Annotated in this window: 18 protein-coding genes; 8 read left to right on the top strand and 10 right to left on the bottom strand. The window is 72.1% G+C overall.

Going from position 1 to position 18,645, the window contains the following annotated elements:
* Positions 1-94: 94 nt before the first annotated feature.
* The 3 genes from OG568_RS42565 to OG568_RS42555 all read left to right on the top strand — a co-directional run bounded on the left by OG568_RS42565 (position 95) and on the right by OG568_RS42555 (position 1,448).
* Positions 95-583, top strand: a complete 489-nt coding sequence (locus tag OG568_RS42565; RefSeq protein WP_266580270.1) for a MarR family winged helix-turn-helix transcriptional regulator — start codon at positions 95-97, stop codon at positions 581-583.
* 8 nt (positions 584-591) lie between these two features.
* Positions 592-1,032, top strand: coding sequence for a MarR family winged helix-turn-helix transcriptional regulator (locus OG568_RS42560; RefSeq protein WP_329535386.1), 441 nt, complete (start codon positions 592-594; stop codon positions 1,030-1,032).
* A gap of 68 nt (positions 1,033-1,100) precedes the next feature.
* The gene (locus OG568_RS42555; protein ID WP_060895622.1) at positions 1,101-1,448 is read left to right on the top strand and encodes a tetratricopeptide repeat protein; all 348 of its coding nucleotides are present in this window, start codon (positions 1,101-1,103) and stop codon (positions 1,446-1,448) included.
* A 137-nt stretch (positions 1,449-1,585) separates the two neighbouring features.
* Here OG568_RS42555 and OG568_RS42550 read toward each other — a convergent pair whose 3' ends face one another.
* The 5 genes from OG568_RS42550 to OG568_RS42530 form a co-directional block, all read right to left on the bottom strand.
* Positions 1,586-2,605, bottom strand: coding sequence for a hemolysin family protein (locus OG568_RS42550; protein WP_329535385.1), 1,020 nt, complete (start codon positions 2,603-2,605; stop codon positions 1,586-1,588).
* Complete coding sequence (locus OG568_RS42545) at positions 2,602-3,999, bottom strand: hemolysin family protein (protein WP_329535384.1); 1,398 nt, start codon at positions 3,997-3,999, stop codon at positions 2,602-2,604. The genes OG568_RS42550 and OG568_RS42545 overlap by 4 nt, the downstream gene beginning before the upstream one ends.
* A gap of 210 nt (positions 4,000-4,209) precedes the next feature.
* A complete protein-coding gene (locus tag OG568_RS42540; protein WP_329535383.1) occupies positions 4,210-5,160 on the bottom strand; it encodes a M56 family metallopeptidase in 951 nt (316 codons plus the stop codon).
* 6 nt (positions 5,161-5,166) lie between these two features.
* Positions 5,167-5,634, bottom strand: a complete 468-nt coding sequence (locus tag OG568_RS42535; RefSeq protein ID WP_329535382.1) for a BlaI/MecI/CopY family transcriptional regulator — start codon at positions 5,632-5,634, stop codon at positions 5,167-5,169.
* A 31-nt stretch (positions 5,635-5,665) separates the two neighbouring features.
* The gene (locus tag OG568_RS42530; protein WP_329535381.1) at positions 5,666-7,072 is read right to left on the bottom strand and encodes a PepSY-associated TM helix domain-containing protein; all 1,407 of its coding nucleotides are present in this window, start codon (positions 7,070-7,072) and stop codon (positions 5,666-5,668) included.
* A gap of 261 nt (positions 7,073-7,333) precedes the next feature.
* On the opposite strand from OG568_RS42530, the gene OG568_RS42525 reads away from it, so the two are divergent.
* A complete protein-coding gene (locus OG568_RS42525; protein WP_266580278.1) occupies positions 7,334-7,990 on the top strand; it encodes a peptide deformylase in 657 nt (218 codons plus the stop codon).
* 455 nt (positions 7,991-8,445) lie between these two features.
* On the opposite strand, the gene OG568_RS42520 is transcribed toward OG568_RS42525, so the two are convergent.
* Complete coding sequence (locus OG568_RS42520) at positions 8,446-9,879, bottom strand: dihydrolipoyl dehydrogenase family protein (protein ID WP_329535380.1); 1,434 nt, start codon at positions 9,877-9,879, stop codon at positions 8,446-8,448.
* A 134-nt stretch (positions 9,880-10,013) separates the two neighbouring features.
* On the opposite strand from OG568_RS42520, the gene trxA reads away from it, so the two are divergent.
* Positions 10,014-10,400, top strand: a complete 387-nt coding sequence (trxA, locus tag OG568_RS42515; RefSeq protein ID WP_266417625.1) for a thioredoxin — start codon at positions 10,014-10,016, stop codon at positions 10,398-10,400.
* A gap of 54 nt (positions 10,401-10,454) precedes the next feature.
* Here the strand turns inward: trxA and OG568_RS42510 are convergent, their stop codons facing one another.
* From OG568_RS42510 to OG568_RS42500, 3 genes are all read right to left on the bottom strand, one after another.
* Positions 10,455-11,891, bottom strand: coding sequence for an aldehyde dehydrogenase family protein (locus OG568_RS42510; protein WP_329536597.1), 1,437 nt, complete (start codon positions 11,889-11,891; stop codon positions 10,455-10,457).
* 37 nt (positions 11,892-11,928) lie between these two features.
* The gene (locus OG568_RS42505) at positions 11,929-13,107 is read right to left on the bottom strand and encodes a 4-hydroxybenzoate 3-monooxygenase (protein WP_329535379.1); all 1,179 of its coding nucleotides are present in this window, start codon (positions 13,105-13,107) and stop codon (positions 11,929-11,931) included.
* 128 nt (positions 13,108-13,235) lie between these two features.
* On the bottom strand, positions 13,236-14,270 hold the full coding sequence (locus OG568_RS42500) for a LacI family DNA-binding transcriptional regulator (RefSeq protein ID WP_329535378.1): 1,035 nt from the start codon (positions 14,268-14,270) through the stop codon (positions 13,236-13,238).
* Between the two features lie 170 nt (positions 14,271-14,440).
* Between OG568_RS42500 and OG568_RS42495 the strand changes: the two genes are divergently transcribed.
* The 3 genes from OG568_RS42495 (at position 14,441) to OG568_RS42485 (ending at position 17,838) form a co-directional block, all read left to right on the top strand.
* Positions 14,441-15,865, top strand: coding sequence for an amidase (locus OG568_RS42495; RefSeq protein ID WP_329535377.1), 1,425 nt, complete (start codon positions 14,441-14,443; stop codon positions 15,863-15,865).
* A 103-nt stretch (positions 15,866-15,968) separates the two neighbouring features.
* Positions 15,969-16,187 (top strand): hypothetical protein, encoded by a 219-nt coding sequence (locus OG568_RS42490; protein WP_101403966.1) that lies wholly within the window; start codon positions 15,969-15,971, stop codon positions 16,185-16,187.
* 145 nt (positions 16,188-16,332) lie between these two features.
* Positions 16,333-17,838, top strand: a complete 1,506-nt coding sequence (locus tag OG568_RS42485) for a flotillin family protein (protein ID WP_095851155.1) — start codon at positions 16,333-16,335, stop codon at positions 17,836-17,838.
* Positions 17,839-17,949: 111 nt separating this feature from the next.
* Here the strand turns inward: OG568_RS42485 and OG568_RS42480 are convergent, their stop codons facing one another.
* A complete protein-coding gene (locus OG568_RS42480; RefSeq protein WP_329535376.1) occupies positions 17,950-18,465 on the bottom strand; it encodes an SRPBCC domain-containing protein in 516 nt (171 codons plus the stop codon).
* Positions 18,466-18,645 lie beyond the last annotated feature (180 nt).

The raw sequence follows: 18,645 nt of genomic DNA, 5'->3' as shown, positions 1-18,645 counted from the left end.
GGCCCTAGGACCAACGACGGACGCCGGTAGGGCGTTGGTCGGGGACGCCAAGAAATAGTAGCCATGGACATAGTAGCCATGTATGGTTTTTCTCATGAGTTCGACACCCGAGCACGCGACCCCCGGTTTCCTCGTCTGGCGCCTGTCCATGAAGTGGCGTGTGGCCGTCGATCGGGCGGTCGCCCCGCTCGGTCTGACCCACGCGCAGTACTCGCTGGTCGCGTCGCTGTACGGGATGGACAGGGCCGGGCGGCGGCCCAGCCAGCGTGAGCTCGCCGATCACACCGGACTCGAACCGCTCTACGTCTCGAAGCTGGCCCGCGCCCTGGAGGCGGCGGGTGTCATCGACCGGACGCGGGACCCCGCCGACCCCCGCGCGATCCGGTTGTCACTCACACAGGACGGGCGCGAGGTCGCGCGCCGCGCGATCCGGGTCATCCAGGGGTTGCTGGATCAGCTCCTCGAACCGCTCGGCGGGCTCGGCAGCGAACGCACCCAAGCGTTCAACCGCGAGCTGGCGACCCTGCTCGACGTACCTCTCGAAGTACCTCTCGACACACCTCTCTCTTCACATCCTGACTAGGAGTAGCCATGAGCATTCCCACTCCCCCGGTCAACGGCCAGGTCATAGGACTGGCCCACTACGCGAGCCGCGCGGCCCTGGAGACCGTGCTGGCGCGTGTCGGAAGCAACTTCAACCAGTCGGTGGCACTGCGGGCCGTCTCGGACCAGGGCGGCACCCTCGAGCGCGGCCGGCTCGTGGGCCGGCTGACCGGGGCACTGAAGATCGAGGAGTCGGCGGCCGAGGAGACCGTCGAGGAGATGACGGCCCTCAAGCTGCTGACGGAGACGGACGCCGAGCTGGTGTCGCTCACCGAGCACGGCCGTGAGGTGTTCGAGGAGATCCGCACGGGCGGGAACGAGATCGCGGCCCGGCTGTACGCGGACATCCCGGCCGAGGACCTGGCGACGGCAGGGCGTGTGCTGACTCTGCTGACGGAGCGGGCCAACGCGGTACTGGCCGGCGCGTGACGCCCCCGGCGAAGGTGGTGGAATATTCAACCACCTGGTGAGGTTCTGCCAGTCGAAGGAGGCCAGTAGTGGACACGAAGTACTACGACCAGGGGACGGCCGCGGAGCGCTGGGAGCGGGCGCAGCTGTTCTTCGACGCCAAGGACTACGCCGGTGCGGCGCGGGTTCTGGGCGGCCTTGTGGATGAGGTGCCGGAGCAGACCGGACCGCGTCTGCTGCTGGCCCGCGCGTACTACCACTCGGCACAACTGCGCCGCGCGGAGACCGAGTTGCGCGCACTCGTCGAGCGTGACCCGGTGGAGCACTACGCCCGGCTGATGCTCGGTCGCACGCTCCAGCGCCAGGGTCGTCACGACGAGGCCGAGTCGCACCTGCGCATCGCTTCCGCGCTCGCCGGTGACTTCGAGCAGGTGTGAACGCCCGCTCAGGACGTGAACGTCTCCCGAGAGCGTGAATCTCTCTGAGAGCAGGACGAAGAGGCTGGGCGCCTCAGCGCTGTGGCCGGTCATCGAGGTGACCGGCCACAGCGACGGCACCCGGCCCCTTCGTCGTGTCACGCCGCGCGCGGCTCCAACAGCCGTGCCAGCAGGTCGTCCAGGCTGACCAGGCCGGTCAGCCGACCCGCGTCGTCGCGTACGACGGCGAGGGAGGCGCGGTGCAGGCGGAGTTGTTCGACGGCGTGCGCGACCGTGTCGTGCGGTGACAGCTCCGGGACGGGGCGGGCCAGGTCGCGGGCGAGCGCGGCCGGGCCCTGGGCGCGGGCGACCAGGGCGTCACGGGCGTGCACCGAGCCGAGGACCGTGACTCCGTCGCGGACCAGCAGGCGGGTGCGGTCGCTGTCCCCGGCGACGCCGAGTACGACGTCGATCGCAGCGTCGGCGGGGACCGAGGTGATCCGGTCGGCGGGGATCTGGAGGTCCCCTACCGGGTGCTGCGGTTCGGTGAGCGAGCTGGTGATCAGCTCGGAGTCCTCCTTGCTGATCAGGCCGAGCCGCTCCGACTCCTCGACGAGATGGGTGAGTTGCTCGCGGTTGTGGACCGAGGCCAGCTCGTCGCGCGGGGTGACCCGGCAGAGCCGGACCAGCGCGTTGCTCACCCTGTTCAGCCCCACGATCAGCGGGCGCACCCCCCGGGTCAGGGCACGGAAGGGTGGGGTGAGCAGCATGGCGGAACGCTCGGGATGCCCGATGGCCCAGGACTTGGGGGCCATCTCGCCGACCACCATGTGCAGGAAGACGACGACGAACATGGCGAGCGCGAAGGACACGCCGTAACTCAGGCCGCTCGGCAGGCCCGCCTTGTGCAGCAACGGGTCGAGTTCGTGCGAGATCGCGGGCTTGGACACCGAGCCCAGACCCAGCGTGCAGACGGTGATGCCGAGTTGGGCTCCGGCGAGCATGAGGGACAGCTCGCGCATCCCGGCCAGCGCGGCCCCGGCACCGCGTTGCCCGGCCGCCGCGGCCTGTTCCAGCCGGTGCCGCTTGGCGGCGACCAGCGCGAACTCGGCGGCCACGAAGAACCCGCTGCCGATCAGCAGCAGTACGGTCACGAAGAGCGCCATCGAGATGCTCATGCCTGCTCCTCCGCGCTGTCCACACGGTGGATACGCTCCGCACCGTCCACGCCGTCCGTACGGACCGTACGGACCGTACGGACCGTCGTCGGCAGGCGCTCCAGGCGGACCCGTTCCGGTACGTGGCGGTCCAGGGCCCGTACGTCGATCGAGACGCGGCCCCCGTCGGACAGTTCGACGACGACGCGGTCCCCGATGGCCGGAAAGCGGCCGAGACGGTCGACGATCAGCCCCGCCACCGTGTCGTAGTCGTCCTCCTCGGGCAGGTCGATGCCCGTCACCTCGGCGACCTCGTCCAGTCGGCGGCCGGCGTCCACGAGCCAGCCCGCGCCGTCGGCGACCGCGATCACCTTGACGGTGTCGGTCTCGTCCGCGATGTCGCCGACGAGTTCCTCGGCGATGTCCTCGTAGGTGACGATGCCCGCCACGCCCCCGTGCTCGTCGAGGACGACGGCGAACTCGTCGTCGTACGCCCGCATCTGAGCCACGGCCTCGGGCAGCGGCAGGGTGTCGGGCAGCAGCAGCGGTCCCCGCCCGAGCGCGCCGGCCGTCGTCCGGGTGAGCCGGTCGGCGGGCAGCCGCATCAGTTCGCGTACCCCGAGAACGGCGGTGATGTCGTCCGGGTGGTCGCCGAGGACGGGGTAGTTGGAGTGTCCGTGCTTGGCGATCAGCTGGACGGCCTCCGTGGCCGTCGCGTCCCTGCGGACGAAGACGGCGTCGGCGCGCGGCACCATCACCTCGTCGAGGGTGCGGTCGGAGAACTCCAGGGCGTGGTCGAGGAGATCGGCGGTCTCCCGCGGCAACTGTCCGTGCTCGTGCGACTCTCCGATGAGATGGCCGAGCTCTTCGAGGGGCGCGCCGTGGTGGAGTTCCTCGACGGGCTCGATTCCGACCTTGCGCAGCAGCCTGTTGGCGGCGCCGTCGAAAAGTCGTACGACCGGGCCGACGACCTTCAGATACCCGAGCGTGGAGCTCGCCAGGGCCTTCGCGAGGCGCTCCGGGACGGCCAGGGCCAGGTTCTTGGGGGCGAGTTCGCCCAGCACCATCTGGAGCACGGTCGCGAACACGAAGGCGAGGACGACCGAGATGCCGGTGACCGCGCCGTCCGCGATGCCGATGGCGATGAGAACGGGCTCGAGCAGGGCGGACACGGACGGCTCGGCCAGGAACCCGACGACCAGACCGGTCACCGTGATACCGAGCTGGGCGCCCGACAGCATGAACGACAGCCGCTCCAGCACCTTCAGGGCGCGGGTGGCCCGTCGGTCGCCCGCCGCCGCTTCCCGCGCGAGGGCGAGGCGGTCGGCGGCGACGTACGCGAACTCCTGGGCGACGAAATAGCCGGTGCCGGCCGTCAGCACGAGGACGGCCAGCAGGCCGAGTGCGGCACTCATCGAACACCACCCCGCCGTGTGCCGTGATCAAGGAAAATCGGGCGGGGTGGTTCGGGACTGTGTCCCGGGGGGTCCGTCGGTCTGGCGGACAAGGAAACGCTCCTCTGGGTCGGTCTGTGCCCTGGGAAACGATTCTGTTCGCAAACGAGTTCCCCTGCGACGGAGGTTCTTTCTACACGAGTGTAGGAACCCCGAGGAGCGGTCCCCTGGCTACAGGGGCGTGGCCGCGTGCAGGATCAGGACCATCGTCACGGCCGAGTTCGCCGATGACATCGCGGAGACGAGCGTACCGACCGCGGCGCCCCAGGCGGCCAGCCCCACGGACGTGAACACGGACGGCCAGCTGCGGGCCAGCGGCGCGGGCCGCAGCAGGGCGGCGACCCGGCGCGGCACCGGACCCGCGGATGCGAATCCCACGAAGCCGGTGAACGCGGCGAACGCCGGCGCCGGGCCCCCGCCCGACAGCAGGGCCGCCTTGCCGATCGCGCGGGCCACCACCGTGCGGTTGCCGACCGACCGGGCCGCGTCCTCGTCCGCCCATCGCTCCGTGGTGTAGACGACGGTCGTACGCAGCGGTCGCAGGAACGGGTTGGCGCGCGCCGCCAGTCGTACGGCGAGCAGGTGACGGTGGTGACCGGCCGTCAGATGGGCCCGCTCGTGCGCGAACACGGCCCGGCGCTCCGGTGAGGTGAGGCCGCGCAGCAGGGCCGTGGTGACCACCACACGGTCGCGGGGTCCGCCGGGGAGCGCGTAGGCGTAGGGCTTCTCCTCGGGGAGTACGACCACGGAACGGGTGGGCAGTCCGGCGAGTGCCCGGCGCGCTCCGCGGGCGACCCGGCGGTGGCGCCAGAGGGTGCGCGCGCAGATCGCGAGGACCAGGATCAGGGCCGGGATCGCCGCCTTCCCCGCGATCTCGTCGTGCGGGACGGCCGCGCGGACCTCGGGGTCGGACCAGCCGTCCGGGAGCGGGTTGCCGGGCAGTTGCGCGGTCCCGACGACCATCAGCAGGGCCAGGCAGAGCGTGCTGCACAGGGCCATGACGGTGGCGACCGCCGTCAGCAGCCGGGTGGCCGTCCGCGGATGCAGCCGCAGTTCGGCGAGGCGCGCCACCGGCCAGGCACTGAGTGGCAGGACGAGCGGCAGAAAGACGAAGACCCCCATGCGACGTCAGTCTTCCGTATCGCCGGGCGCCCCGTCGGTCCCATCCGTCACATCGACCTCATCCGTCACATCGGTCCCGTCCGTCGCCTGGGCCGCCTCCAGGAGCGCGCGCAGGACCTGTTCGTCGTCCGGCGGCAGCGCGGTGACGAAGCTGGCGAGGACGGCCTCTCGATCGCTCTCGCCGTCGAGGAGCCGGCGCATCTTGAGCGCGGCCAGGCCCGCGACGTCGGCGGTGGGCCGCCATACGAAGGAGCGTCCGCGTCGTTCGCGGGCCACCGCGTTCTTGGCGAGCAGCCGGGTCAGGATGGTGACGACGGTGGTGTAGGCAAGGTCGCCGCCGAGACGTTCCTGCACCCAGGCGGCGGTCACCGGGGCCTCGGCCTCGCGCAGCGCGCCGAGCACCTGGCTCTCCAACTCGCCCTGCCCGCGGCGCCTGGAAGGCCGGTGCGGGTCCTCGCGGTCGCGCTGCGCCATGTCCGTCTCCCTCCGGCGTTCCTCTACCCGATCACGCTACCTGGCCTCCATGAGTGCGCTTGCCACGGCGGTACGCGATCTCGCCGAGGACGACGTCCACGGCGACGAACAGCGCGAGCGGGATACCGAGCAGCGGGACGAAGTAGCCGAGCACGGCGACGGCCGCCATGAGCGGGACGAGGATCGGCGGCGGGACCTGCTGCCAGGCGCCGCGCGGGATGGGGCGGCCGAACGCGGAGGCGCGGCCGCGCTGCCACCACATGCGGTAGCCCCACACGATCAGCAGGACCAGGCAGAGCGCGAGGGCCATCAGGGCGATCTGGTTGACGAGGCCGAAGAGGACGCCGCTGTGTGCGTCGATGCCCCAGCGGGTCAGCTTGGCGAGCAGCGGGTAGTCGGCGAAGCGGAGTTCGTCGGTGACCTTGCCGGTCGTCGGGTCCACGGCCACGGAGTCCTGCTTCTCGGGCCAGCTGCGCTGGATCTGTTTGACCACGTACGCGGTGGAGGCGTCGGCGGGTACGACGATCTCGACGGGGTCGCCGAGGCCCTCGGCACGGGCGGCGGCGAGGATCTTGTCGAGGTCCTGGGGCGTGGTGGTGGCCGTGGTGCCGCCGGAGCCCATGCCGGTGTGGCCCGCGTGCTCGCCGCCGGCCGCCACCGACGCGGACACCGCGGGGGTCGCCTGGCCGAGCGAGGTCCTGAGCTCGTCGATGTTGGCGCCGGCGTAGGTCGACCAGGTCAGACCGGTCGCCGAGAGGAAGAAGAACCCGGCCGCCGCCCACACGCCGACGGTGCCGTGCAGCCCGAGGGTGCGGCGGCGCCCGGACACGCCCCGCACCTTGCGCTGGGCGCGCCGCCTGGTGAACCACAGCACCAGCCCGCCGCCCGCGATCACCCACAGCCAGCTCGCGGCGAGTTCGCTGTAGAGGCGGCCGTTCTCGCCGAGGTGCAGATCACGGTGGAGCTCGTCGATCCAGGTGCGCAGCGGGAGCGCGCCGGTGGAGCCGTACTGCTCCAGCGCTCCTCGCACCTTCGCGGTGTACGGGTCGACGAACACCGCGAGGGTGTGCCCCTCGCCGACACCCGGGACGCCGGAGAGCAGCACCCTGGTCGTCGCGTCCGCCTCCGGCGACGGTCGTACGGCGGAGACCGTGCCCTGCGGGTGGGCCTTGCGGGCGGCGGCCACCTGCTCGGACAGCGGCAGTTTGTGGTCGCCCACCGGGATGTTCAGTTCATGGGCGTACACGATCTTCTCGGCCTGGTACGAGGCGGCGTAGAGGAAGCCGGTCAGAGCCGCGACCAGTAGGAACGGGGCGACGAGTATTCCGGCGTAGAAGTGCAGGCGCAGGATCAGGGGGCGCAGGGCGGCCTTTCTGGAAGGGGCCGGGGCGACGGCTTCGGGGGACTCGTCCGTCGTGGTCGTGGGAGCGGTGGACATGGGCGGGCTTCTCCGGTGGGACGGGGTGGGGATGCGGACGGGGACGCGAGGGAACGGGGACGGGGACGGACTCGGGCCGTGGGCCGGGGAGTTGGGCTCTCGCCCTGCTATTGGTCCGTGGTGGTCCAGAAGTCGGGGCACGGGGGTGTCGAGTTCCCGGGGTGTCATGTGGCCTGAGTCACACGCATGGACGTACGGGGACCTGGGAGACGCGCCTGGCGCCGCCTCGCTTGGCGCGATCCGTCTTGGCATCCTGGCGCGATGGCATCCGAACGTGACCCCAGCGCCTCCCGCTCCCTGAGCGACCTGGTCGAGGAACTCCTCGCCCATGAAGGCCCGTTGCCCATCGTCTCCGCCGGGGACCCGGTGCTGCGCCGCCCCGCCGAGCCCTTCGACGGCCAGCTCGACGCGGGACTCCTGACCCGCTTCGTCGCCGCCCTCCGCGCCACCATGCACGCGGCGCCGGGCGTCGGTCTCGCGGCACCGCAGGTCGGCGTGCCACTGCGGATCGCGGTCATCGAGGATCCGGCGCCGGTCTCCGAGGAGGTGCGGGTGGTGCGCGGGCGGGTGCCGCAGCCGTTCCGGGTGCTGGTGAATCCGTCGTACGAGGGGGTCGGCGCGGGGCGGGCCGTGTTCTTCGAGGGGTGCCTGAGCGTGCCGGGGTGGCAGGCCGTGGTGGCCCGGCACGCCGAGGTCCGGCTGACGGCGCGGGACGAGCGGGGCCGCGCGGTCGACGAGGTCTTCACGGGGTGGCCCGCGCGGATCGTCCAGCACGAGACGGACCACCTGGACGGCGTGCTCTACCTCGACCGTGCGGAGTTGCGCTCGCTGTCTTCCAACCAGGCGATGGCGGAGCGCTGGACGCAGCCGACGCCGGCGGAGGCCGCGGCGACCCTGGGCTTCGCCCTGCCCGACTGAGGCGCGTGCCGTGGGGCCTCCGGCGAAGGGGGTCCCGCAGCGGGAGCGACGGGGGCCGCCGTACGGGCGGCCCGCCCACCGCTCACCGCTCACCGCTCACCGCCAGGCGGTCCGGGCGACGCCGGCCTGACGGAGAGGCGGGACGCCCCCCGAGCCCGGCGTCGGGCGTCGGCCCTGCCGACCCAGACGGTCGGGCCGGTGACGTCAGGTCGGCGTCAGGTCGGCGGCGACGTACGCGAACGGCCCCGGAACATCACGACCCACCCCACCCCGGCACGGAGCCCGAACGACCGGACCCGGCCGGTCGGTCCCGGACGGCCGGACCCGAGACCGTCGGGATCCAGCCCCCGGCACCCGACCGACGGGACCCGACCCGGCAAGCCCGGACGGCCCGACACTGAACCGCCGTGACCCGAGCGGCGGGCGCCGAACGGTTGAACCCTCGCGGCCGTCGGCTACGCGTCCCGGTACCTCTCCAGTAGCCGCAGCCATACCTCGCTCACCGTCGGGTACGACGGGACCGCGTGCCACAGGCGGCTGATCGGGACCTCGCCGGCGATGGCGATCGTCGCCGAGTGGATGAGTTCGCCGACGCCGGGTCCGACCAGGGTGAGGCCCACCAGGATCTCGCGGTTGGTGTCGACGACCATGCGGGCCTTGCCGCGGTAGCCGTTCGCGTACAGGCCCGCGCCCGCCACGGAGGACATGTCGACGTCGACGGCGCGGACGCGCAGGCCCGCGCGCTCGGCCTCGGCGAGGGAGAGACCGACGGCCGCGGCCTCGGGGTCGGTGAAGACGACCTGGGGGACGGCCCCGTGGTCGGCGGTCGCCGAGTGTGCGCCCCAGGGGTCCGTCTCCAGGAGGGGCACCCCGGCGGCACGGGCGGCGATGGCGGCGCCCGCGATCCGGGCCTGGTACTTGCCCTGGTGGGTGAGGAGTGCGCGGTGGTTCACGTCGCCGACCGCGTACAGCCAGTCGCTGCCGGTCACGCGCAGGCTGTCGTCGACGTCGAACCAGGAGCCCGGCTCAAGCCCGATCGTGTCGAGGCCGAGGTCTTCGGTGCGAGGCACGCGCCCGGTGGCGAAGAGGATCTCGTCGGCCTCGATGCGGTCGCCGGTGTTCGTGAGGGCCACCACCGTGGAGCCCTCGCGCGTCACCGCGGTCACCGAGGTGCCGGTGCGGACGTCCGCGCCGGCCTCCTTCAGCGACTCGGCGACCAGCTCACCGGCGAAGGGCTCCATGCGGGGCAGCAGCCCCTTGCCTCGGACGAGGACGGTGACCTGGGAGCCGAACGCCTGCCAGGCCGTGGCCATCTCGACGGCGACGACACCGCCCCCCACCACGATGAGCCGGCCCGGCACCTCGTGCGCGCTGGTGGCCTCACGGCTGGTCCAGGGCCGGACCTGGTCGAGCCCCGGCAGGTCGGGGAGCAGGGCGCGGGTGCCGGTGCAGACGGCGACCGCGTGCCGGGCGGTGAGCACCTGCCGCTCGCCGTCGGGACCGTCGACGCTCACCTTGCGCGGTCCTGCCAGGCGGCCGTGGCCGCGGTGGAGGACTGCACCGATGCTGTTCAGCCAGTCGACCTGTCCGTCGTCCTTCCATTGGGAGGTGTAGTAGTCGCGGTGGGCGAGGACCGCGGGGACGTCGAGGGGGCCCTGTACCGCCTGGCTGAGGCCGGGTACGTGGCGGGCGTCGGCGCGGGCGATGACCGGGCGCAGGAGGGCTTTGCTGGGCATGCAGGCCCAGTACGAGCACTCGCCGCCGACCAGCTCGCTCTCCACGACCGCGGTGGAGAGGCCGGCCGCGCGGGCGCGGTCGGCGACGTTCTCCCCCACGGGCCCGGCCCCGAGCACCACGACGTCGTAAGTGATGGATTCCGTTTCCGTCATGGCCCCAGTCTGGTTGTTGGTGTGCGTGGTGGCCACACGGGTACGCGCGCGGAATACGCCGCCCAGGGGCTGCGTTGTGCACACCGGCTTCGTCCGAGGCCCGAGGCCCGACATCAGGAAGAGGTAGCCACGCCATGAGCAGCACGATGGAGCTGACCAAGGAGAACTTCGACCAGACGGTCACGGACAACGAGTTCGTCCTGATCGACTTCTGGGCCTCCTGGTGCGGGCCGTGCCGTCAGTTCGCCCCGGTCTACGAGAAGGCCGCGGAGGCCAACCCTGACCTGGTGTTCGCGAAGGTCGACACGGAGGCGCAGCCCGAGCTGGCCGCCGCCTTCGACATCCAGTCGATCCCGACGCTGATGATCGTCCGCGACCAGGTCGCGATCTTCGCCCAGCCCGGAGCACTGCCCGAGGCCGCCCTGACGGACGTCATCGGACAGGCCCGGAAGCTGGACATGGACGAGGTCCGCAAGTCCATCGCGGAGCAGCAGGCCCAGCAGGCCCCGCAGGGCGAGTGAGTCCCGCGGGGCGAATAAGTCCCGCAGGGCGACAAGGGCCGCACGCCCCTTCCGTCAGAACGGGTACGGCGCCACGTCGCCGCGCACCGTCGTCCAGCGCACGTCGGTGAAGGCCTCCAGGTTGGCCTCACCGCCGAAGCGGGCGCCGGTGCCGGAGGCGGCGATCCCGCCGAACGGGGCCACGGCCTCGTCGTTGACGGTCTGGTCGTTGATGTGGGCGATCCCGGTCGGGATGCGCTCGGCCAGGTCCAGGCCGCGCGCGGTGTCCCGGGTGACGATGCCCAGCGACAGGCCGTACGGTCCCGCGGCGGCGAGGGCCGCGGCCTCGTCGGCGTCCGTGAAGGAACGTACGGGCGCCACCGGGCCGAAGACCTCCTCCGCGTACGCGGGCGTCGCGTCGTCGACTCCCGCGAGGACGGTCGGCCGGTAGAACAGCTTCTCGTGCGTACCGCCGGCCGCCAGCCTCGCTCCGCGCGCCGTGCTGGACTCCACCAGCCCCTGGATCTTGGCGAGTTGGGCGCTGTCGATGATGGGACCGAGGTGCACCTGCGCGCGGTGCGGGTCGCCGACGGCGAGCGAGTCGGCCTTGGCGGCGAGTCGCTCGACGTACTCCTCGTAGAGGGAGGCGTGGACGAGGTGGCGGCCCGTCGTCATGCAGATCTGGCCCTGGTGGAAGAACGAGCCCCACGCGGCCGTGGAGATCACGGCGTCGATGTCGGCGTCCTCCAGGACGATCAGCGCCGAGTTGCCGCCCAGCTCCAGGTGGGCGCGCTTGAGGAGGCGGCCCGCCGTCTCGCCCACCGCGCGTCCGGCGGCGGTCGATCCGGTGAAGGAGATCACCGGTACGTTCGGGTCCGCGACCAGCGCCCGGCCCGCCTCCGGGCCGCCGGGCAGGACGTGCAGCAGACCCTCCGGGAGACCCGCCTCGGCGAAGACGGCGGCGAGCGCGAGACCGCCGCACACAGCGGTGCGCGGGTCCGGCTTCAGGACCACGGCGTTGCCGAGCGCGAGCGCCGGGGCCACCGAGCGGATCGAGAGGATGAGCGGGGCGTTGAAGGGGGAGATCACGCCCACCACGCCGACCGGGACGCGCCGCGTGTACGACAGACGCGGCGCCTCGGAGGGGAGGATCTGGCCGCTCGGGCGGGAGGCGAGGGCGGCGGCCTCGTAGCACTCCTGGGCCGCGACGTGCAGTTCGAAGTCGGCCTTGCCCGGAATGGAGCCGGACTCGCGCACGATCCATTCGCGCAGCTCGTCGGCGTGCGCGGCGAACAGGTCGCCGGCCTTGCGCAGGACGGCGGCGCGGACGAAGTGCGGCGCCTTCGCCCACTCGGCCTGGGCGGCGCGGGCGTCCCGCGCGGCCGTGGCGACGTCCTCGGCGGCGGCGAGCGTGACCGTGGCCAGCGTGTCACCGGTGGCGGGCTCGGTGACGGCGTACTCACCACCCGCCAGGGTGCGGGACTGCCAGGTCTTGGGGTCGAGCAGCGGCATGTCGGCTCTCCGATCGTTCACTGTCCGCCACCGGGACTCACGGTCCCAGCGGCAGTCCCGTGTAGTTCGCGGCCAGTTCGGCGGCCGCGTGGCGGGATGCCGTGACCCGGCGCAGCCGGGCGAGCTGGATCCGGTGGTCGAAGACATCCCCATTTGGTTGAGCGTGCAACATCCTAGTCATGTCGTACGAGAAGCGCGTGGCCTGCCACACCCGTTCGAGGCACAAGTCCGAGTAGTGGCCGAGGAGTTGGGTCGACCCCGTGCGATGCGACTCGATGAGTCCGCGGGCCAGTACCCGTACGTCCGAGACGGCGAGGTTGAGGCCCTTGGCCCCGGTCGGCGGCACGATGTGCGCGGCGTCCCCGGCGAGGAAGAGCCGCCCGTGGTTCATCGGCTCGTGGACGTAACTCCGCATCGGCGTGACCGACTTGGAGGTGATGGGGCCGCGTCGCAGGCGCCAGTCGCCGTCGACCGCGAAACGCGCGCCGAGTTCGTCCCAGATGCGCTCGTCGGGCCAGTCGGCGACGTCGGTGCCGTTCGGGACCTGTAGGTACAGCCGGGACACGAACGGTGAGCGCATGCTGTGCAGGGCGAAGCCGCCGGCACCGCGCGCGTAGATCAACTCCTCACCGGAGGGCGGCACATCGGCGAGGATCCCGAGCCAGGAGTAGGGGTAGTCGTGCGCGTACGTGCGGCTCCCGTCGGCGGGGAAGGTGCTGCGCGAGATGCCGTGGTGGCCGTCGCAGCCCACCACATACGCGCAGCTCAGGGTCTGTTCACGACCCTCGTGCACAAAGCGTACTACCGGCCCGTCGCTCTCCGGCCGCTCGATCGCGAGGGCCTCGGCCTCGAACAACAGCGGTGATCCGGCGGTGAGTTGGAGGGCGATCAGGTCCCTCACGATCTCCGTCTGGGCGTAGATCGTGACGGTGCGGCCGCCGGTGAGGGCGGAGAAGTCGATGTGGTGGCGCTCGCGGTCGAAGCGCAGTTCGATGCCGTGGTGGATCAGGCCTTCGGCGTCCAGACGGTCGGCGGCTCCGCACGAGCGCAGGGCGTCGACCGTGCCCGGCTCCAGCATCCCGGCGCGCTGGCGGTGCTCGACGTGGGCACGCGACCTGCTCTCCAGTACGACGCAGTCGATGCCCTCGCGGTGCAGCAGCCTGGCCAGCAGCAGCCCGGCGGGGCCGCCGCCGATGATGCCGACCGTCGTCCGCATGGCGCGCCTCCCGTACCTGATCCGGCCGATACGTCCGCGATCCGACCGGAACACATCCGATCCGGCCCGGGCAGGCCGGATGCGGCCCGAACGGGTGAGCTGTGGCCGGGGACCAGCTACAGCCTCTCTCAGGTCGAGTCGCGGTGCACCACCCGCGCGCCCAGTACCTCGTGGCTCTCGGGCGTCGCGCCGGGTTCACGCACCACCCGGTCGACCAGCTCCGCGAGGTCGCGCCCGGACGGCAGTTCGATGTGGACGGTGCTGAGGCGGGGCCGCAGCAGTCGCCCGAGCATGAGGTCGTCGGCGCCGATCACGGCCGTCTCGTCGGGGATGCCGACGCCTTCCTCCTGGAGGGCACGCATCAGCAGCATGGCGTACTCGTCGTTGTAGGCGAACACGGCGTCCAGGCCCAGCGCTCGCCAGCGCGCCGCCAGTCGGGCGGCGGCCCTCTCCTCGTACGCGAGCGACAGCTCGGTCGCCGTGGCGTCGGTGCCGGTCAGGGACCGGCGTACGCCGTCGAGCCGGGACCTGGAGAAGATCTCCAGGCCGGGTTCCTCGGGCACCACGACACCGATCCGGCGGCGGCCGCGGGCCAGCAGGTGGACGCCCGCGCTGTGGCCGACCTTGTCGTGGTCCATGAGCAGCGCGTGCGCGCCCTCGACGCGCTCGGGGCCGAGCGTGACGACGGCCCGGGCGCCGGAGCGCTTGAGGACGGCCACACCCTGCGGGCCGAGGTCGCTGCCGGGCACCAGCACGGCGACCGGCCGCAGCTCCGCCCAGGCACGGGCGGCGTCGTCGCCGTGCAGGCCGACACTGCCGTACTGGACGACGGTGTAATCCAGACGGCCCAGCGCCCACTGAAGTTCGTTGAGGAACTGGCTGTAGAGCGGCCCCACGGGCACGCTCGGCGTGGGCATCAGGACCATACGGCTGTGCCCGGCGCGCAGGGAACGGGCGGCTGCGTGCGGAACGTACCCGAGTTCCTCGGCCGCTTCGTGGACGCGGCGGCGGGTGGGTTCGCTGATCCGGACGGCGCTGGTGTTGTTCAGTACGTACGAGACGGTGGCCCGGGACACGCCCGCCAGGCGTGCCACATCGGCACTCGTCGGCACGGGTCGTTGTGCGGGCGATGGCGGGACGGGCTGCTTCGGTATCTGCACCATGACGTCCCGCATCCTCGCAGAAACCCCGCGCGTCCCTTCGCGCCGGGGGAACCTCGTGGGCCCGTCATGCCGGAACACCCGCTTCCGTGAGGGAACTTCCGCATCCCGTGCGGGATGGCCCGTGGTGCGGTTACCGTGCGGTTGACGACGTGCTCCGGAGGTGGTCCCGTATGGCTCACGACCGTGCCGAAGGTCTGGCGGAGTGTGCGCGCGCCCTCGCCCACGGGGAGGTGAGCGCACGTGAGCTGGTCGAGCGGGCGCTGTCCCGGATCGAGGCGACCCAGCACTCCCTGAACGCCTTCCGGGTGGTGCGCGCCGAAGCGGCGCTCGCCGAGGCCGACGCGGCGGACAGGGAACTCTCCGCCGGAGCGCGCAGGCCCCTGCTCGGGGTGCCGGTGGCGGTGAAGGACGACATGGACGTGGCGGGCGAGCCGACCGCGTTCGGCTGCCGGGGGGTGTTCCCGCCCGAGGCCGAGGACGGGGAGGCGGTACGCCGGCTGCGCGCGGCCGGGGCGATCGTCATCGGCAAGACCAACACCTGCGAGCTCGGCCAGTGGCCGTTCACCGAGGGGCCCGCCTTCGGCGCCACCCGCAACCCCTGGCACGCCGAGCACACCCCGGGCGGCTCGTCCGGCGGCTCGGCGGCGGCGGTCGCGGCGGGCCTCGTCCCGGCGGCGCTGGGCTCGGACGGGGCGGGCTCGGTCCGTATCCCGGCCTCCTGGACCCATCTCATCGGCATCAAGCCGCAGCGCGGCAGGATCTCGACCTGGCCGCGCGCGGAGTCCTTCCAGGGCATCACGGTCAACGGCACCCTCGCCCGTACGGTCGCGGACGCCGCCCTGCTCCTGGACGCGGCGAGCGGCAACCACGACGGCGATCTGCACCGCCCGCCCGCGCTGCGGATCGCCGACGCGGTGGGCCGCGAGCCGGGCCGGCTGCGGATCGCGCTGTCGCTGAAACCGCCGTTCACGGCGCTGCCCGCACGCCTGGACCCCGTCGTACGGGCGCGTGTGGTCGCGCTCGCGGAGCGGCTCGCGGAGCTCGGCCACACGGTGGAGGAGGCCGAGCCGCGGTACGGGCAGATCGGGCTCACGTTCATCCCGCGCGCGACGGCCGGGATCGCCGAGCGGGTGCGCGACCTGCCGCACCCGCACCTCCTCGACCGGCGGACCCTGGGCGCGGCCCGGCTCGGCCGACTGCTCGGCGGCGCGCCCCTGCGCGTGGCCCGGCGCGCCGAGGCGACCCTGCACCGGCGGATCGGCGCGCTCTTCGACACGTACGACGTCCTGCTCGCGCCGACGACGGCCGCTCCCCCGCCGCGCATCGGCTCGATGGCGGACCTGAGCGGCCTCGGCACGGACCGGGCCATGATCGCCGCCTGCCCCTACGCCTGGCCGTGGAACATCCTGGGCTGGCCCGGTGTGAACGTCCCCGCGGGTTTCGTCGACGGCGGCCTGCCGGTCGGCGCCCAGCTCCTCGGTCCGGCGAACAGCGAACCCCTGCTCGTCTCGCTCGCCGCCCAGTTGGAGGCCGACCAGCGCTGGCACGAGCACTGGCCGCCGCACGGGGCGCCCGCGGACTCCCCCGCGGTGTAGGCGAGTTCACCGCACGCCCCTGTGAGCGGGTTCGGGGCACGTGCCGGTGGGCGAGTTCGCCGCGAAGGCACTGACCAGGGGATTCCGGCCGTACCCTGGGCCCATGGACGATGCTTCGATGGTCGGGTTGATGGGGCGGGTGACCGGCACGGTCGGACCCGGGCTCGTCGGTGAGGTGATCGTCCGGGTCCGCGGCGGCGCCGAGCACTTCCTCGCGTACCCGGCCGCCTCGAAGGAGCGGATCGAGTGCGGCACGGTGGTGATGGTGGTCGAGTACCTGCCGCCGCGCACGGTGTACGTATCGGCCGCGTACGACAGTTGACGGCTCGTCTGTGCACGCTCCACCCCAGGTGAGAGCGGTGTGCGTCAAGATTGCAACAAGGATCCGTCAGCGTCTGTACCCCGGTCTTGCACAGGAGCACACTCCCTTCGTTCGGTGCCGATAGGGCACCATCCAAAGGGGGCGTATGCCGATGGTTGTCGGCGTCGTGGCGGGGGCTGTTGTCCTCGCACTGATCTTCATCGTTGTGGTCTTCAAGCTCATGTGGCGTGTCGCGGAGCCCAACGAAGCACTGATCATCTCCGGTTCGAAGCATCGGACCGAAGGCCTTGAAGAGGGTATGGGTTTCCGCATCGTGACGGGGCGCGGCACGCTGGTGCTGCCGGGTGTTCAGGCGGTACGGAAGATCTCGCTCGACCTCAACGAGACCGAGCTGCACGTGGACTGTGTGACCACCCAGGGCATTCCGCTGAAGGTGCGGGGCGTGGTCATCTTCAAGGTGGGCGACGACTTCGTGTCGATCGCCAACGCGGGGCGTCGCTTTCTCGACCAGCAGAAGATGATGTCGGAGCGGGTGCACAACGTGTTCGCCGGTCATCTGCGGTCCATCGTCGGCGGGTTGACCGTCGAGGACATGATCCGCGACCGGGAGAAACTGACCGGCCAGACCCGGGCCGCGTGCGGTACGGAGATGGAGAAGCTCGGTCTGATCGTCGACTCGCTGCAGATCCACGAGATCGAGGACCCGACCGGGTACATCAAGAACCTCGCGATGCCGCACGCCGCCGCCGTACAGCGGGACGCGCGCATCGCGCAGGCGGAGGCGAACCGTCTCGCCACCGAGGCCGAACAGAAGGCCGCGGCCCGGATGTCGGAGGCGACCCGGGACAGCGAGATCCTCCAGGCCGGCTATCAGGCCGAGCGCGACAAGGCGGCGGCGAAGGCCCGGCAGGCCGGACCGCTCGCGGACGCCGCGGCCCGGCAGGACGTCGTCGTGCAGGAGACCCGGATCGCCGAGCTCGACGCCCTCCGTCGGGAGCAGCAGCTCCAGGCGGACGTCCGCAAGCCGGCGGACGCCCAGGCGTACGAGACGCGGGCCCGTGCCGAGGCCGAACGTGACGCGCGTATCTCGGCGGCCGAGGCCAAGGCCAAGGAGACCGAGCTCGCGGCCGCGGCGGAGGCGAACCGGGTCAAGACGGCCGCCAACGCGGAGGCCGAGGCGACGAAGGCCCGGGGTGCGGCCGCCGCGACGGCGACCAGGGCCACGGGTGAGGCCGAGGCAGCGGCGGCTCAGGCCAAGGGTCTCGCGGCGGCCGAGGCGACCCGGGCGCAGGGTCTCGCGGAGGCGGAGACCATCAAGGCGCGGGCCGCGGCCCTCGCCGAGAACCAGGAGGCGGTGGTCGCCCAGCAGCTCGCCGAGAACTGGCCGGAGATCGTCCAGGCGGGCGCCAGCGCGTTCGGGAACGTCGACCACATGGTGCTGCTCAACGGCGCCGACGGTATGTCGGACATGTTCGCCAAGGCGCTCACCATGGGCGGCACGGGCCTCGGCCTCGCCCGTCAGCTGCTCTCGTCGATGAACCAGGACGGGACGGCCGGCAACGGTACGGGGAGCAACGGCGCCGCCGGGCTCAACGGGGCCGTGCCGCCGCGCACGGAGAAGGTGCCGGTGGAGGGGGACGGCAAGCAGTGACGCAGGGTGAGAACGCCGGGGACTGATCCCGGCGGGGCGACGAGGGTGTTCCAGTCCCTCGTCGCCCGCTCTTCGCGGGCGGTTCGACCCTCCGGCCCGACTGCTGTGCCGCTACTTGGCCGCGGCGCCGACCAGGCCGTCGAGCCAGGCCTGGTGGCCGTTCAGCATCGGGTTCGGCCGCTCTTCGGCGAGTGCGGCCGCGGGCCGGCCGATCCGGGTCTCCTGGGTGAGGATGCGGACCCGGCCGCCGGGCAGGTCCTCCACCAGCCAGGCGTGCAGGACGTCGAGCCGCTCCTCGGGGGTGCCGTCCTGCTTCGCGGTCCAGGACAGCCGCCCCGGGGTGCCCTCGGCGGGCGCCTGGAACTCCACGACGTGCGCGTCCAGCGGCGGGAAGCCGAAGGTGCCGAAGCTGAAGTGGATGCCGTCCGTCAGCTCGGGGCCGCCGCCCTGCGGGAAGCTGATGTCGGCGACGTTGTCGTAGTACGACTCCCACTCCGAGGTGTCCACGAGGCAGCGCCAGACGTCGGCGGCGCTCGGCCCGGCCACGACGACCTCGTTGGAGACGAAGTTGTCACCGGTGCCCGGCAGGTAGCGCTCGGGCCAGTTGATCGCGTTCTGGGTGGTCATGGAGGGTCCCTTCAGGGGAGTACAGGGGGGACGGCGGGGGTGTGCGGCGGGGGACGGCGGGAGTGCCGGTGTGACGCCGAGGGGGTCGACGTTTTCGACGTTAGGCTCGGCCGCCATTCGAAGGCCAATAGGAGAGCCGATTTCTCCCATCGGCACTCCGATGGGTGGTGGGGTTAGGCT

Origin of the sequence: Streptomyces sp. NBC_01450 (assembly GCF_036227505.1) — a bacterium.
Lineage (GTDB): Bacteria > Actinomycetota > Actinomycetes > Streptomycetales > Streptomycetaceae > Streptomyces.
This window is presented reverse-complemented; position numbering and strand designations above follow the sequence as displayed.